Raw genomic sequence first — 15,937 nt, forward strand, 5'->3', positions numbered from 1 at the left:
ATTCATTCATTAATTAGGCTACATTTTTATGAGTCATTTCCTTCCTTTCTCTCGCCCTGCGATTGGCGATGAAGAAATCAAAGCCGTTGAAGATGTATTACGTTCAGGTTGGATCACAACAGGCCCTCAGAACCATCAATTAGAGCAAGACTTCTGTGAAAAATTTGGTAGCAAACATGCTATTGCAATTTGCTCGGCCACTGCGGGTATGCATGTTGTTCTAATGGCTATGGGAATTGGCGCAGGTGATGAAGTTATCACACCATCACAAACGTGGGTGTCAACCATTAATATCATTACATTACTAGGCGCAGAGCCGGTGATGATTGATGTTGACCGTGATACTTTGATGGTAAGTGCAGAGGATGTCAAAAAGGCGATTACCCCTAGAACGAAGGCAATTATTCCGGTTCATTATGCCGGTGCGCCTTGTGATCTGGATGCATTACGAAAAGTAGCACGAGATGCGGGAATTCCTCTTATTGAAGATGCAGCACATGCGATTGGCGCACGCTATAAAAATGAATGGATTGGTGAAAAAGGAACCTCTATTTTCTCTTTTCACGCTATTAAGAACGTAACTTGTGCTGAAGGTGGGTTGGTTGTTACTGATAATGACGAATTAGCCAATCGAGTACGTTGCTTAAAATTTCATGGCTTAGGTGTTGATGCTTTTGATAGACAAATTCAAGGGCGTAAGCCTCAAGCTGAAGTTGTTGAACCTGGTTATAAATATAATTTATCTGATATTCATGCCGCTATTGCTGTGGTGCAATTAGGGCGTTTAGAGGAAATGAACGCGAAACGTGCTGAATTAGTGGCACTATATCGTGAAAAACTAAAAGACTCACCATTAGAGATGTTGAGTATTCCTGAGTATCCTCATTTGCATGCTAATCACCTATTTATGGTGAGAGTAGATAAAAGCATTTGTGGTATCGATCGTGATACTTTTATGGAAAAATTGAAGCAAAAGGAAATTGGTACAGGGCTTCATTTCCGTGCGGCGCATACACAAAAATATTATCGTGAGCGCTATCCCGCTTTATCACTTCCTCAATCAGAGTGGAACTCTGCAACGTTATGCTCGCTGCCATTGTTTCCTGATATGAGTAATCAAGATGTTATTCGCGTTGTAGATGCGATCAATGAAATTCTTTCGGAGCATATCTAAGTGTCAACATTTGATAAAATCAAAAAAGTATCGGTTGTAATCCCCGTTTATAACGAAGAAGAGAGCCTCCCTCAACTTTTAGAGCGTACTATAAAAAGCTGTAAGCAATTAAAACAAGCGTATGAGCTGATCTTGGTTGATGATGGTAGTAGTGATAATTCAGCCAAAATGTTAGAAGAAGCCGCTGCTATTGAAGAAAATCACGTAATTGCAATTATTTTGAATCGTAACTACGGTCAACACTCTGCAATTATGGCTGGCTTTAATCAAGCTGATGGTGATTTAATCATTACATTAGATGCAGATTTACAAAACCCACCTGAAGAGATCCCTAGACTCGTTACAACTGCAGAAGAAGGTTATGATGTTGTGGGAACCCGTCGTCGCAATCGTCAAGATTCATGGTTTCGTAAAACAGCTTCAAAAATGATTAACTCCATGATAACCAAGGCGACAGGTCGTTCTATGGGAGATTATGGATGTATGCTACGTGCATATCGTCGCCATATTGTTGAAGCGATGTTACAGTGTCACGAAAGAAGTACCTTTATTCCTATTCTTGCGAACACATTTGCTCGTCGTACTATTGAAATTGATGTCGCACACGCAGAGCGTGAATATGGTGATTCAAAATATAGCTTTTTAAAGCTAATTAATCTGATGTACGACCTTTTAACTTGTCTTACTACAGCACCACTACGTTTATTAAGCATTGTCGGCAGTGTGATCGCTGTTTCTGGCTTTGTTTTAGCATTACTTCTAATTGTTTTGCGTATTATTTTCGGTGCAATGTGGGCCGCTGAAGGTGTATTCACACTTTTCGCAATCTTATTTATGTTTATCGGTGCGCAGTTCGTTGCAATGGGCTTATTAGGTGAATATATAGGCCGAATTTATAATGATGTAAGAGCGCGTCCTCGGTATTTTATCCAAAAAGTGGTTGGTGTTAACAAACCCAACGAAGATCAGGAAAAAGACTAATGAAAGCAATAGTATTTGCCTATCACGATATCGGCTGTGTTGGTTTAAAAGCACTTGAAAAAGCGGGTTATGATATTCAGGCTGTATTTACCCACACTGACGATCCAAACGAAAATCATTTCTTCTCATCAGTGGCTCGTGTGAGTGCAGAAATGGGATTGACAGTATTCGCGCCTGAAAATGTCAATCATCCATTATGGATTGAACGTATTCGTGAAATGAAACCTGATGTCATTTTTTCTTTCTATTATCGTCACATGTTAAGTGATGAGATCCTGAATTTGGCACCTAAAGGCGCATTTAATTTACACGGTTCTTTATTACCAAAATACCGTGGACGTGCACCAATTAATTGGGCGATTGTGAATGGTGAGACAGAAACGGGTGTTACTCTGCATAAAATGACAGCGAAAGCTGATGCGGGTGATATCGTTGCTCAAGAAAAAGTTACCATCACAGACAATGATACTTCTCTGATTTTACATGAAAAAGTAAGAGAAGCAGCGAATAAATTACTCTCTAGTGCATTACCACATATTGCATCAGGTGATTATTCAACAACTGCACAAGATGAAAGCCAAGCTACTTACTTTGGTCGTCGTTGTGCTGATGATGGTTTAATCGACTGGAATGCGGACGCAAAAACAGTTCACAATTTAGTGCGTGCTGTTACTGAACCATACCCAGGTGCATTTACTTTCTTAGGTGAACGTAAAATGATTATCTGGCGTTCTCGTGTTGTTGCAGATAATCAAAGTAAGCGTCCAGGTACGGTTATATCAACAGAACCTTTAGTGATTGCATGTGAGAAAGGCGCAATCGAAGTGGTAACAGGTCAAAGTGAAAATGGCCTTTATATTCAAGGAAGCCGTTTAGCGGCTGAAATGGGCATTGTGACAGATGTTCGCGTTGGGCCAAAAGCAACGACACAGGTTAAACGTCGTAAACGTGTTCTTATTTTAGGTGTGAATGGCTTTATTGGTAACCATTTAACAGAGCGCCTATTGAAAGATGATAACTATGATATCTATGGTATGGATATCGGTTCTTCAGCAATTGAACGCTTTATTGGTAACCCACGTTTCCACTTTATCGAAGGTGACGTGAGTATTCATACAGAATGGATTGAATATCATATCAAAAAATGTGATGTTATTCTGCCATTAGTGGCTATTGCAACGCCTATCGAATATACCCGTAATCCATTACGAGTTTTTGAATTAGACTTTGAAGAAAACTTAAAAATCGTACGTTATTGTGTTAAGTATAATAAACGTATTATTTTCCCATCCACATCAGAAGTTTATGGCATGTGTGATGATAAAGAATTTGATGAAGATAATTCACGTCTGATTGTTGGCCCTATCAATAAACAACGTTGGATTTACTCTGTATCTAAACAGCTATTAGACCGAGTTATTTGGGCTTATGGTGCTAAAGAAGATCTTAAATTTACATTATTCCGTCCGTTTAACTGGATGGGACCTCGTTTAGATAACTTAAATTCAGCGCGTATTGGTAGTTCTCGAGCCATTACACAATTAATTCTAAATTTAGTTGAAGGTTCACCAATTAAATTGGTTGATGGTGGTGAGCAAAAACGTTGTTTCACTGATATTAATGACGGTATTGAAGCGTTATTCCGTATTATTGAAAATCGTGATAACAAATGTGATGGTCAAATTATCAATATTGGTAACCCAACTAACGAAGCAAGTATTCGCGAATTAGCAGAAATGCTGTTAGATTGCTTTGAAAAACATGAGTTACGTGGTCATTTCCCTCCATTTGCTGGCTTCAAGAAAATCGAAAGTAGTAGTTACTATGGTAAAGGCTATCAAGATGTTGAACACCGTAAGCCTAGCATTAAAAACGCAGAGCGTTTATTGGACTGGAAACCAAGTATTGAAACCCGTCAAACTGTAGAGGAAACATTAGACTTCTTCTTACGTGGTGCGGTTGAAGAATTAGGCGATAAATAGGATCAGATAATGAAGAAAGTTGGTTTGAGAGTTGATGTGGATACTTATCAAGGAACGAAGCAAGGTATTCCACAGCTACTGGATGTATTTGCCAGACATAACATTCATGCCAGCTTCTTCTTTAGCGTAGGTCCAGATAATATGGGGCGCCATTTATGGCGCCTTTTAAAACCAAAGTTTTTATGGAAAATGCTGAGATCTAACGCTGCATCGTTGTATGGATTAGATATTTTATTAGCAGGAACAGCATGGCCAGGCAAAAAAATTGCTAAGAATCTAGGTTATTTGATGAAAGAAACCCAAAATGCTGGGCATGAAGTAGGGCTACATTCATGGGATCACCAAGGTTGGCAAGCAAAAGTTGCTCGTTGGTCAACAGAAGAATTAATGCAACAAGTTCGTTTAGGTGTAGAAGCACTGGAAAAAGCACTTGAAAACCCTGTAAAATGTTCAGCAGTTGCTGGATGGCGTGCTGATGAACGCGTATTAACAGTTAAAGAAACTTTTCAATTCGATTACAATAGCGATTGTCGAGGAACGCATCCTTTTAGACCTATTTTAGAAAATGGTTCTATCGGTACAGTGCAAATTCCAGTAACATTACCAACTTATGATGAAGTCGTCGGCACAAAGGTAAAGGATGAGGATTTTAATCAATTTATTATTGATGAAATCAAAAAAGACAGTGGAATACCTGTTTATACTATCCATACCGAAGTTGAAGGAATGTCAAAAGCAGCTCAGTTTGAGCAGTTACTGGCAATGATTGCAAATGAAGGCATCGAATTCTGTCCGTTAAGCGATTTATTACCACAAGATAAAGAAACGCTTCCGATGGGTAAAGTTGTTCGATCTGACTTTCCAGGTCGAGAAGGCTGGTTAGGGTGCCAACAAGAGGTCTAACGAAACTATGTTGAATAACCGGGCGAGTAAAATCGGGGCCATCCTCTTGGCTCTTTTTTTTGTTCTTACCTACTTATTTCCATTGAACAGCCGGTTATTATGGCAACCAGATGAAACCCGTTATGCGGAAATTAGCCGCGAAATGGTGGTGAGCGGGAACTGGATTGTTCCTCATATGCTCGATATTCGCTATTTCGAAAAACCCGTTGCAGGTTATTGGATCAATAATGTTAGCCAATTAATATTTGGCCACACAAATTTTGCTGTGCGTTTTGGTTCAGTTATTTCTATTCTATTAAGCACATTACTTGTTTATTTACTGGCAAGAATGATGTGGCGTAACCGCCAAGTCGCTTTTGTTTCTAGCTTAATTTATTTATCCATGTTTTTAGTGTTTAGCGTAGGCACTTACAGTGTGTTAGATCCTATGTTAGCACTTTGGGTTACCGCGAGTATGGTCTGCTGTTTTTGGGCACTGAAAGCGACGACGGTAAAGACACGAATATTAGCTTGGATAACATTAGGTTTGGCTTGTGGTATGGCATTTATGACTAAAGGGTTTTTAGCATTAGCTATCCCTGTCATTGTGATGATACCTATTACTCTTTATCAAAAGCAATTTACTCAAATGTTGCTCTATGGCTTACTTGCGGTGTTTAGTGCTGCATTAATTAGTTTGCCGTGGGCATTAGCTATTGCAAAAGCAGAGCTTGACTATTGGCATTATTTCTTTTGGATTGAACATATTCAGCGTTTTTCTGGTGAAGATGCTCAGCATAGTTCCCCATTCTGGTACTATATTCCTATTATATTGTTAGGGGTAATACCTTGGCTTGGTTTATTGCCTGGCGCATTAATGGGGGCATGGAAGAAAAGACGTAAACGCCCAGAACTGTTTTTCTTATTGTGCTGGTTTGTTGTTCCGTTTTTATTCTTTAGTATTGCGAAAGGAAAGTTACCAACATATATGTTGCCATTTATGGCGCCGCTTGCAATGCTAATGGCAAAATATGGCGTAGATTGTGCACGTAAATTTAGAATGAAAGCACTGCGTATTAATGGCTATATCAACATTTTTATTGGTGTTGCCGCCGTTGTCGCTATCTTAATCATTCAACTTGCTTCTTCAAAACCTATATACATGCCTTATGAGTGGTCTAAATGGGTTTTAGCCATCGTCGCATTCTCTTTATGGGGTATTATTGGTTATCTTTGCTCTACGCTTAATGGTAAACATTGGCTATGGGCAGCATCTTGCTCGTTAGGTGTGAGTTTGTGCATTGGGCAGGCAATACCTAACAGTAGTGTTGATGGAAAGTTACCTCAAGAATTTATTCGTCAAAATATTGATACACTCAATGCGAGCAAATACATTGTAAGTAACAGTGTAGGGATTGGTGCTGGATTGGCGTGGGAATTACAGCGTAGTGATATTTATCTTTATGAAAGAACTGGTGAGTTAACTTATGGTATTAGAGAATATCCTGATTCTCAGCATAAATTAATTAAACCTGATAATTTTGCTCAATGGTTAGAGCAAGCAAGAAAAGAAGGTAATGTATCAGTCGTTATTACGTTTAAAGATCCGAAAAAATTAGCTCAACTACCAAGACCTGAAGAGCTTGTGACAAATCATCGAGTTGCTATTTTGACGTATGAGAAGCGTAATTAATGTCCTTTGTTTTATTGCTAATTGTGAGCTTTTTGACCTGCATAGGGCAAGTATGTCAAAAACAAGCGGTGGTTAGCTGGCAAAGTGACTCATTAACAAAAGCCAGAAAAACGATTTTCTGGCTTTTTGTTGCCATTGCGATGCTTGGTTTAGGGATGCTGTTTTGGTTACGACTATTACAAATTCTTCCTCTAAGTATTGCTTATCCTATGTTAAGTATTAATTTTATTGTGGTGACATTAATCGGGCAGTTTGTGTATAAAGAGCCTGTAAATGTGAAGCATTGGATTGGTATTGCATCGATTATGATTGGTATTGTATTGATGAGTATGCAAGCATGAAAGGCTATTTATGGGCGATGGGAAGCGCACTATTAGTCACTGCTGCTCAATTGTTGTTAAAGTTTGGTATGTCTGAGCTACCGGATTTACAGCTAGAAAAACGGTGGTTTGATTTTTCATGGCTATGGGACAATATTACACCTTTAAGCATTGTATTTGCTGGGCTTGTAGGGTATATACTGTCAATGGTTTGTTGGTTATTTACTTTACGTACTATCCCTTTAAATAAAGCTTACCCACTTATTAGTTTGAGCTATGTTTTTGTTTATATCCTTGCAGTGATATTACCTTGGTTTCAAGAAACCCCTTCATGGACAAAAACAGCAGGTGTTATTTTTATTATGATAGGCGTTTGGCTGATTAGCCAGAAACCCAAAGAGTCAACATCACACTAAATTCAAAGTTTGGGTTTTATTTTCTGTACCTTGTTGGTTATTGTGCGATTTATTCTATTAATCTTGATTCATTCACCTTCAATAACTTGTTTTTGCTTAAAAAAGCAGATAGATTTTAAAATCTCACATAATAATAATGGTGGATGCAATGAGAAAGTCCGTTTTCTATCCTTTCTTACTCTGTATTATCCTGTTGGCTGGATGTTCATCTAGTCCGTCAAAGCGCATTCCACCAGCGCCTCCTTTAAAAACGCAGCTTTCCGATCCTATTATGGTGATAGTGCAGCTTAAATCACAACTTGAGCAGTGGTATGGTACACCTTATAGTTATGGCGGAATGACATCTTCAGGTATTGATTGTTCAGGGTTTGTCTATAAAACGTACAGTGATCGTTTTGATATTAAATTACCTCGGATGACTATCGATCAAACCAAATATGGAACACAAATCAGTAAAAGTGACTTAATGCCAGGGGATTTAGTATTTTTCAAAACTGGTGGTGGTGAAAATGGACTTCATGTTGGTATTTATGACACTGACAACACATTTATTCACGCATCAACTAGTAAAGGAGTTACTCGCTCCTCTCTTGATAATGTCTATTGGAAAAAAACATTCTGGCAAGCTCGCCGATTGTAATTTAGTGCCATTTAAGACCCTAATATATTGAGAGTTATGCTATCTTATACCTTATTTTCTTCATATAGGTATTCCTCATGTCAGGTAAGTTGCGACTGTTAATTTCCGAATCTTATGATCCTTGGTTTAACCTTGCTGTTGAAGAGTGTATTTTTAGACAAATGCCAGCGGATCAGCGTGTACTTTTTCTGTGGCGTAATGATAATACGGTAGTTATTGGACGAGCCCAAAATCCGTGGAAAGAGTGTAATACGCGAAAAATGGATGAAGATGGCGTGAAATTAGCACGGCGTTCAAGTGGTGGTGGTGCTGTTTTCCACGATCTCGGTAATACCTGTTTTACCTTTATGGCGGGAAAACCAGAATATAATAAAACGATCTCAACTCAAATTATACTTGATGGCTTATCAAAGGCAGGTATACAAGCTACAGCATCAGGGCGTAATGATTTAGTCGTACCGCAAGAAGAGGGTGAAAGAAAAATTTCAGGCTCGGCTTATAAAGAGACAAAAGATCGTGGTTTCCATCATGGCACATTATTAATAAATGCTAACTTATCTAGATTAGCCAATTATCTCAATCCAGATCCGAAAAAACTTCAAGCTAAAGGGATCACTTCTGTACGTTCTCGAGTGACTAATTTAGTCGAACTGAAATCTGATATTACTCACGAAAAACTTTGTGAAACTATCACCGAAAGCTTTTTTGAATACTATGGTGAACGAGTAGATGCAGAGATTATTTCCCCGCAAAAATTACCTGACTTACCTGGTTTTGAAGAGACATTCGCTAAGCAAAGTAGTTGGGAATGGAATTTTGGACAAGCTCCTGCATTTTCTCATTTGTTAGATAATCGTTTTAAATGGGGTGGGGTTGAACTACATTTTGATATTGAGCGTGGTAATGTAGTCAGAAGTCAAATCTATACTGACAGTTTAGATCCTGCACCGTTAGAAGCTCTGTCAAATATGCTTGTTGGACAACGTTATACACCAGCATCTTTAAATGTGTTGATAGAACAACTGATAACATGTTATCCCAGCAATAAAATGGAGCTTAAAGAGCTTCAAGAGTGGTTAGTGACAGCAATTGCTTAATTTTTTGTTCAAAAAATATAGTAGAACACAAAAAAACCAGCTCGATGATAGCTGGTTTTTTTATGACATCTTATAAATGCTAAATTAATCAGTGAGTTTCACATGACATAAAGCAATGTGTATCTGGCATAGTGCCATTTTCTCTAAACTTAGCAGGTGTAGTATTAAAATGTTTTTTAAAAATACGAGTAAATGTTGCTTGAGAGCTAAAGCCATACATTAAAGCGATGTCTAAAATAGACATATCTTTTTCTTGTAATGATTTAGCCGCTTCTAATAAGCGACGTTTGCGGACATATTCGCCTAATGTGCAGCCTTTAAAATCTTTAAATATGCGTTGTAAGTGCCATTTTGAATAACCACTTTTGTTCGCAATAGTATCGATTTTTATACCTTCGTTACGTTGTAACTGGGTTTCTAACCATTTTAGAATATCATTAACGACATTTTCAGCCATAAAACCTCCCACAAAAATGGTGGGGACACAGTGCCCAAGTAAATAGAATAGTAACGTATGTTATTTATAACCTATTTTAAGCATGGGGAAAATAACTGGTAGGCAAAAAGTGCTTTTCGTTATTGATAATCATTATCAAATTAATAGGTGAAAGCTATATATCTCAAGTAAGGTAGAGCTTAATGGAAATTTTTGATTAAAAAAATTGCTTTGGATGCATTTTATTTTGTTGAATTTATTGATTTATTTTTTCTTTCGTCATTCTGTTATACCGTTTATTTTTAAGATTGTTATATTTTTTCGTGTGATTTATAAGCCAATCAATGATTAAGGTGTATTTTAAAGTCAATTTATTTGACCAAATAGGGAAGTTTAAAAATAAGATTTATTAATCAATTGGGGTGGTGTTACTTAGTGCATTTTATTTGAAATAAATAAGCATATAAAAATAAATTAACTCAGTCACAATCTAGAAAACATATGTTAGAAGGTAACTGAGTAAAACTAAGGTAACTTATGGGCGGAGAAAAACTTGTGGATACGAATGCTCTGGATGGGTATCAACACTCACATCTGCGCCATACCATTTTTGGATATTTTCTGTTGTAAGGACATTGTGTGGGGTACCTTCACAAACTAATTTCCCTTGATGTAATAATAAAATTCTATCAGCATAAAGTGAGGCTAAATTAAGGTCGTGTAGAACGCAACAAACCATAAGATGTTGTGTTTTTGCTAATTGCTTTAGTAAGCGCAAGCTGTGTTGCTGATGGTAAAGGTCAAGTGCTGAAGTCGGCTCATCGAGGAATAACACCGCTTCTTGTGGTGTTGGATGCCATAATTGAGCTAATACTCTGGCAAGTTGCACTCTTTGTTGTTCGCCACCTGATAATTGACGATAGTCTCTATCTTTAAACTTTAAGCAATCTGTTTGTAGTAGAGCCGTTTCGATAGCTATTTTTTTATGTTGTTGCCCATGAGGGCTTCTTCCCATTGCAACCACTTCTTCTACAGAAAAAGAAAATGAGAGTTGGCTATTTTGGCGCATAACAGCCCGGTTTTGTGCTAATTGTTGGCTATTCCATTGCGAATAAGTCTTTTGTTTAAAATAGCACTCACCTTGTGTTGGTGTCGTATAACCAGTCAATAAACGTAGTAATGATGATTTTCCTGCACCATTAGGTCCAATTATAGTGACTAACTCTCCGGCATTAAGTGAAAGAGACACATCATCAATAATGTTTTTTTCACCAATTTGATACGTCAAATTATTTCCATAGAGCAACGAAGTGTTTTGTTTTTGAATCATGACATCCTTCCCGCGGGTTGTCGTAATATAAGCCAAAGGAAATAAGGGCCACCAATTAATCCTGTAATGAGCCCCACAGGGATTTCTGCAGGAGATACCAGTGTTCTTGATAATGTATCAGCGGCGAGCAACAGTGTTGCACCACCTAAAATGGTAGCAGGTAATAACCATACGTGATTACTACCAATGCGCATGCGAATAAGATGTGGAACCACAAGGCCAATAAATCCAATGACACCACTGAGAGCAACAGCACAACCAATTAAAATGGCACTAAGTAGTAATAAAATAAATTTGGTTCGTCTTACGTTTAATCCTAAATAGTGCGCTTCTTCGTCACCAAGTTGTAATAGATTTAATTTATGGCTTTGCCAACAAGCTAAAAGGCTGACAGGGATGATCACAAGGGTTGCAATTGATAAGGTTTTCCAGTCAATTTGGCTTAATGACCCCATCATCCACAGTGAAAATTGACGTAATTGTTGATCTGTACTGATATAGCTTAAGACACCAATAAAGGACATACAAAGTGCATTGATAGCGATCCCTGCAAGTAATAACCTTGCTAAATTACCATCACTCAATTGATGTAATGAGAAGATGATCATTGCCACAATTAAGCCGCCAACAAAGGCGGCAATGATATGACTGTAAAATGCGAATACAGGTGAAAAAGAGAAGGGTAATATAATCACGATAGCAACCATTAGTGCTGCACCGCTACTTATGCCAAGTAACCCTGGGTCAGCTAATGAGTTTCTAAATAATCCCTGCATGATCGCACCTGATATCGCTAATGCCCCACCGACAAGAATAGCCAAAAGCACACGAGGCAAGCGTATATCAAGCCAAATTTGCCATTCCATATCATCAAAAGAGCTATTCCATAATGTATGAAATGAGAGTGCCAATGCACCGCTATTCACAGAGATTAATGTAACAATGGTGAGCAAACAGAGTAAAACTAAAATACTCATCCACGGTGAACGAAAACGAGACATTATTGCTCCAATGCTTGACGAATTTGATGCATGACATCAGGTGTTGAAAGCGTAAAACCTAACAAACCCATATCATCGACGACGACATAATGTTTATTTTTACCTGCAGGTGTGTACTTTATACCGGGTAAATTCCAAAGTTTTTCAATACCGCCAATGCCTTTAATACCTTCTTTAGTCACCAGCAAAATATCAGGTTGGCTTGCAATGACACCTTCTTGAGAAAGAGGGCGATAACTCGTAAAGCCTTGCATTGCATTCTTACCTCCAACTAGTGAAATAATGGTATCTGCTGCAGTATTTTGACCAGCGGCCATAGGAACAACACCACCATGACTCATGATATAAATGACTTTTTTATCTATAGGAGTTGTGGGTATTTGGCTAATAGATAGGGTGAGTTTTTCTTTTAGCTGCTCACCTTCTTTTTGTTTATTTAAAATGGTGGCAATGGTGTCTATTTTTTCATTAATGGCTTCTAATGAATGTGTACCTGTAATCGTTTTAACAGTGACTCCTGCCTCTTTTATTCGGCGTAGTGCTAAAGAAGGGCGAGCGAGTTCGCTGGTTATAATTAATGTTGGTTTGACCGATAAGATACCTTCGGGGTTTAGCATTCGCATATAACCCACATCAGGGAGTGCTTTCACTTGTTCAGGGACTAAACTAGTGCTGTCTCTTGCAATAATTTGTTCACCTGAACCTAATGCGAAAACGATCTCTGTGATATCACCACCAATAGTGACAATACGTTCATTGGCGGAGTTGGCAAACGACATTAAGCTACACAGGATCAAAAGAAGCCATTTTTTCATTAACTCATTCTCCGATTAGGCTATTTTAGCAAGAGTATTAACTTGCTCGCGCCATTGTTGTTGCTCAGCAGTGCCTTCAGTTCGTTGTCCATAAAGCTGGGCAATCTGTTGGCCTTTGCTATCAAAGATTTCAAGACTGGTGACAAAACCATCCTGAGTTGGTTTGCGAGTGATCCAGCTTTCAGCGATTTCGCTTTCAATTAAATGAAGTGTAAATGCGGGATTGAAAACGTTAATCCAGACTTGATCGCTATTCTCAAATTGATGAGGAACTAAACGGTCAATCTGCCCCGTAAAGATTTGCACACAACCACGGCTTCCGACAAAAATCATGATCTCATTTTGTGCTTCTTTAGCGAGGGTTAATAAGGTTTTCAGTGCACTGTTATCGACTTGATAAGCAAGGTCATCGGCAACAGCTTTAAAGGCTTGTTGACGACTCAAATTATTTTCTTTTAGTAGTTTGAAAAATTGGTGAACATCGGTCATTGAACGCCATTGTTGTTCAAGTTGCTCTGCCAATTCATGACTAACCGGTGTGCTTGAATAAGGTTCGATAGGGGTAATGTCGAGAGCTGGATTTTCTTCCGATAAGAATGATTGGATTAGCGCATTCCATTCATCCATATTGGTATTGTCAGTTGCATAGACTTTATGTAATGCATCGCCATGCATATCAAAAAACTGAATGCTATAGCGAGTTCCTTTTGAGGTTTCTTCAGCGAGTGCAAAAATGCTAGACCAATAAGCGAAGAAAAAGCGTAAATCCATTGCACGAGGATTTAAAATCAAACCTGCGTGATCGTTAAAGCGAGCATTAGTGTATTCACCAAGTTGTTCGTGAACGGCGATATCGTTACGAGTAATGGCTTTGACTTCACCTACTTTACTTAAGGCTTTTAATAATTCTTGCACATCGTTACGTAAGCGTTTTGCATCATGTCCTATGCGTGCATGGGTTAATTCGGCTTCACTTACATTTAAGTATGTAGCCAGATCACGGGCATAAGGTGCTTTTTTATCCGCTTTAGCTTGCAGGTAGCTCTCATAAAGAGGTTTATTCACAGAAACTCCTATTATATTGTTGATTTTATTGTTTATTACCACTGGTAACTCACAAGCACTTTTGCATTACGACCTTCTTGAGGAATACCGGCAGAAGAATAATAAGTTTTATCAAATGCGTTACCCAGTACAAATGAGGTTGTTAATCCTTTTAATGAAGCACTTCCTTCATAGCGAAGGTAAAAATCATTGACGCCATAACCTGCTTGTTGATTATTAACTGGGCGATTAAAGCGATTATGTTTGGTAAAATCTGTTTTTTTCGTAAATTGACCGACCCAACCTACTGAAAAGTCTGTGCTTGGAACTGGAACATCAAAGCGACTGGTCAAAGTATCAGGTTCAATCGAAGTAATTGAGGCATTTGTAGCATTATCTTTTCCTTTGGTGTGGTTATACGCTAAGTCCCAATTAAAGAATTTAGATTGGTAGCTCATAGAAACATCCCACCCCCAAATAGTTGCTCTTGGAATATTTGTTGATTGTGTATATCCCTGAAAAATAGCGACATCTGCATCAATATAATCTTTTGCGCGAGTATTGAAATGGGCAGCTTTAATTTTCAGATTATCATTATTAGATAATAAGTCATCGAATTGAAAACCAAATCCATATTCAGTGGTTGAATTGGTTTCAGGCTTTAAATTAGGGTTAGGACGCCAATAGTTTGTTGGTGCTCCTGGGAACGGGGCATCAAAATGCTTAGCATCATTGTACATTTCGCCTAAAGAAGGTGCCCTAAACGCTTGTGAATAAGAGGTATAAAGCATTGACCAATCGGTAGGTGTGATGCTGATGGCTCCTTTGGATGACCATTTATCAGCGGTAATATCATCATAACGATCGTTTTGGCTTTTATATTTATCAAAACGGGTTCCTAAAATTAAGGAGACAGGCAAATCATGTAAAGTGACTTCATCTTGAATCCAACCTGACATAAAACGAATATCTGCTTGTGGGAAGCTTTCTGTATTTTGACTTGGTGATTGTTTCTGTTTATATACTTCACCACCATAAGTAAAACCATGTGATGCGAAACTCTGCATGGCGAGTTGTGAGCGGTTTTCTAGTTTTACGCCATACGTCTTTTGTTCTCGACCTTCAAATCCTTTTTGTACTGTTTTAGCGTTGATATCAACTTCACTGTAATAGGCTTGTGTTTTTAGATTAATCCATTGTAAATCTGAAGGATTGTATTGATAGGTTAACTGTGCATCTTTTTGTGTTGTTGTTCGGTCAGTTTCCACATTTGTCAGTGTGGAATTTCCAGCAATTTGAGGGTTTTTAGGTTGATGAGCATTATTATGGTAATAGCGGAATTGACCACTTAAAGTATTGCTATCATCAATAAACCAACGCCCTTTGGAGAGTAGGTTAATAATGGTTTCATCATTTTGTGCACGATAACCCCCACCATAACGTATATCACCTTTATCACGTGCTGATAATGCAACAAGACCATCAAGCTTCTCGTGTTTACCAAAAGCGGTAACTCCTAAACCTTGGCTATGTTGTGCGGTATTACCAAGACCAGTGACACGTACACCGCCTTGTTCATTTTTTGAAAGTAGATCGCTCGCATCAACTGTATCGTAAGCAATAACACCGCCAAGTGCTCCACTACCATACAATAATGCAGAAGGACCCCTAACCACTTCAACTTGCTTTATAAGAAGAAGGTCAACAAAAATACTATCAATATGGCCAGTGTCAGTTCCTTGACGTACACCATCTACAAGTGTCAATATTCCATTTTTACTGTATCCACGCATACTGATGGTTTCACCATTAGTACGACCTGTGCCTGAAATAGAAATTCCGGGCACATGACGAAGTAGTTCAGATGCACTACCCGCGGTTTCTGACAACGCATTGTTATTTTTAATAACGGTTGACATCATGGGTAACGTAAAGCTATCACGCTCATTACCAGTCGCATAAACGGTAAGTACTTCTGTTTTTTTCTCCTCGCTAGTGTGTGTTTTTTCTTGTGCTGATACACAAGCAGAAGAAACAGCAACAGCAAGTAAACTAAATTTAATTAATAGGAATGACTGAGACATGCAGATGGATCTCCATTATTTTAATGGGCTGTTTAAACAGCC

General features: G+C 38.3%; 15 protein-coding genes. 9 read left to right on the forward strand and 6 right to left on the reverse strand.

Annotated features, from left to right (window positions below; genetic code table 11):
• Positions 1-28 precede the first annotated feature (28 nt).
• The 9 genes from arnB (at position 29) to lplA (ending at position 9,185) form a co-directional block, all read left to right on the forward strand.
• A complete protein-coding gene (gene arnB, locus ABN256_RS00305) occupies positions 29-1,174 on the forward strand; it encodes a UDP-4-amino-4-deoxy-L-arabinose aminotransferase (protein ID WP_197269264.1) in 1,146 nt (381 codons plus the stop codon).
• Positions 1,175-2,155: an undecaprenyl-phosphate 4-deoxy-4-formamido-L-arabinose transferase gene (gene arnC, locus ABN256_RS00310; protein ID WP_197269263.1), complete on the forward strand. Its 981-nt coding sequence runs from the start codon at positions 1,175-1,177 to the stop codon at positions 2,153-2,155.
• Positions 2,155-4,137, forward strand: coding sequence for a bifunctional UDP-4-amino-4-deoxy-L-arabinose formyltransferase/UDP-glucuronic acid oxidase ArnA (gene arnA, locus ABN256_RS00315; RefSeq protein WP_196553168.1), 1,983 nt, complete (start codon positions 2,155-2,157; stop codon positions 4,135-4,137). The genes arnC and arnA overlap by 1 nt, the downstream gene beginning before the upstream one ends.
• A 9-nt stretch (positions 4,138-4,146) precedes the next feature.
• Positions 4,147-5,040, forward strand: coding sequence for a 4-deoxy-4-formamido-L-arabinose-phosphoundecaprenol deformylase (gene arnD / locus ABN256_RS00320; RefSeq protein ID WP_109408669.1), 894 nt, complete (start codon positions 4,147-4,149; stop codon positions 5,038-5,040).
• A gap of 7 nt (positions 5,041-5,047) precedes the next feature.
• A complete protein-coding gene (gene arnT / locus ABN256_RS00325) occupies positions 5,048-6,712 on the forward strand; it encodes a lipid IV(A) 4-amino-4-deoxy-L-arabinosyltransferase (RefSeq protein ID WP_196553167.1) in 1,665 nt (554 codons plus the stop codon).
• Positions 6,712-7,053 carry a 4-amino-4-deoxy-L-arabinose-phosphoundecaprenol flippase subunit ArnE gene (gene arnE / locus ABN256_RS00330; protein ID WP_072070353.1) on the forward strand — a complete coding sequence of 114 codons (342 nt, stop codon included), beginning with the start codon at positions 6,712-6,714 and terminating at the stop codon, positions 7,051-7,053. Before arnT ends, arnE begins: the two co-directional genes overlap by 1 nt.
• On the forward strand, positions 7,050-7,448 hold the full coding sequence (gene arnF / locus ABN256_RS00335) for a 4-amino-4-deoxy-L-arabinose-phosphoundecaprenol flippase subunit ArnF (protein ID WP_196553166.1): 399 nt from the start codon (positions 7,050-7,052) through the stop codon (positions 7,446-7,448). Before arnE ends, arnF begins: the two co-directional genes overlap by 4 nt.
• A 148-nt stretch (positions 7,449-7,596) precedes the next feature.
• Positions 7,597-8,088 carry a C40 family peptidase gene (locus ABN256_RS00340; RefSeq protein ID WP_036913240.1) on the forward strand — a complete coding sequence of 164 codons (492 nt, stop codon included), beginning with the start codon at positions 7,597-7,599 and terminating at the stop codon, positions 8,086-8,088.
• Between the two features lie 77 nt (positions 8,089-8,165).
• Positions 8,166-9,185 (forward strand): lipoate--protein ligase, encoded by a 1,020-nt coding sequence (gene lplA / locus ABN256_RS00345; protein ID WP_196553165.1) that lies wholly within the window; start codon positions 8,166-8,168, stop codon positions 9,183-9,185.
• 88 nt (positions 9,186-9,273) lie between these two features.
• Here lplA and ABN256_RS00350 read toward each other — a convergent pair whose 3' ends face one another.
• The 6 genes from ABN256_RS00350 to ABN256_RS00375 form a co-directional block, all read right to left on the reverse strand.
• Positions 9,274-9,642, reverse strand: coding sequence for a helix-turn-helix domain-containing protein (locus tag ABN256_RS00350; RefSeq protein WP_196553164.1), 369 nt, complete (start codon positions 9,640-9,642; stop codon positions 9,274-9,276).
• Positions 9,643-10,156: 514 nt separating this feature from the next.
• A complete protein-coding gene (locus ABN256_RS00355; protein WP_196553163.1) occupies positions 10,157-10,951 on the reverse strand; it encodes a heme ABC transporter ATP-binding protein in 795 nt (264 codons plus the stop codon).
• Positions 10,948-11,952 (reverse strand): FecCD family ABC transporter permease, encoded by a 1,005-nt coding sequence (locus ABN256_RS00360; protein WP_196553162.1) that lies wholly within the window; start codon positions 11,950-11,952, stop codon positions 10,948-10,950. Before ABN256_RS00360 ends, ABN256_RS00355 begins: the two co-directional genes overlap by 4 nt.
• Positions 11,952-12,767: an ABC transporter substrate-binding protein gene (locus ABN256_RS00365; protein WP_196553161.1), complete on the reverse strand. Its 816-nt coding sequence runs from the start codon at positions 12,765-12,767 to the stop codon at positions 11,952-11,954. Before ABN256_RS00365 ends, ABN256_RS00360 begins: the two co-directional genes overlap by 1 nt.
• 15 nt (positions 12,768-12,782) lie before the next feature.
• A complete protein-coding gene (locus tag ABN256_RS00370) occupies positions 12,783-13,832 on the reverse strand; it encodes a hemin-degrading factor (protein WP_196553160.1) in 1,050 nt (349 codons plus the stop codon).
• A gap of 35 nt (positions 13,833-13,867) precedes the next feature.
• On the reverse strand, positions 13,868-15,895 hold the full coding sequence (locus ABN256_RS00375) for a TonB-dependent hemoglobin/transferrin/lactoferrin family receptor (RefSeq protein ID WP_349438896.1): 2,028 nt from the start codon (positions 15,893-15,895) through the stop codon (positions 13,868-13,870).
• Positions 15,896-15,937: the final 42 nt, after the last annotated feature.

Source organism: Proteus sp. fly-1008 (assembly GCF_040140305.1).
Lineage (GTDB): Bacteria > Pseudomonadota > Gammaproteobacteria > Enterobacterales > Enterobacteriaceae > Proteus > Proteus vulgaris_B.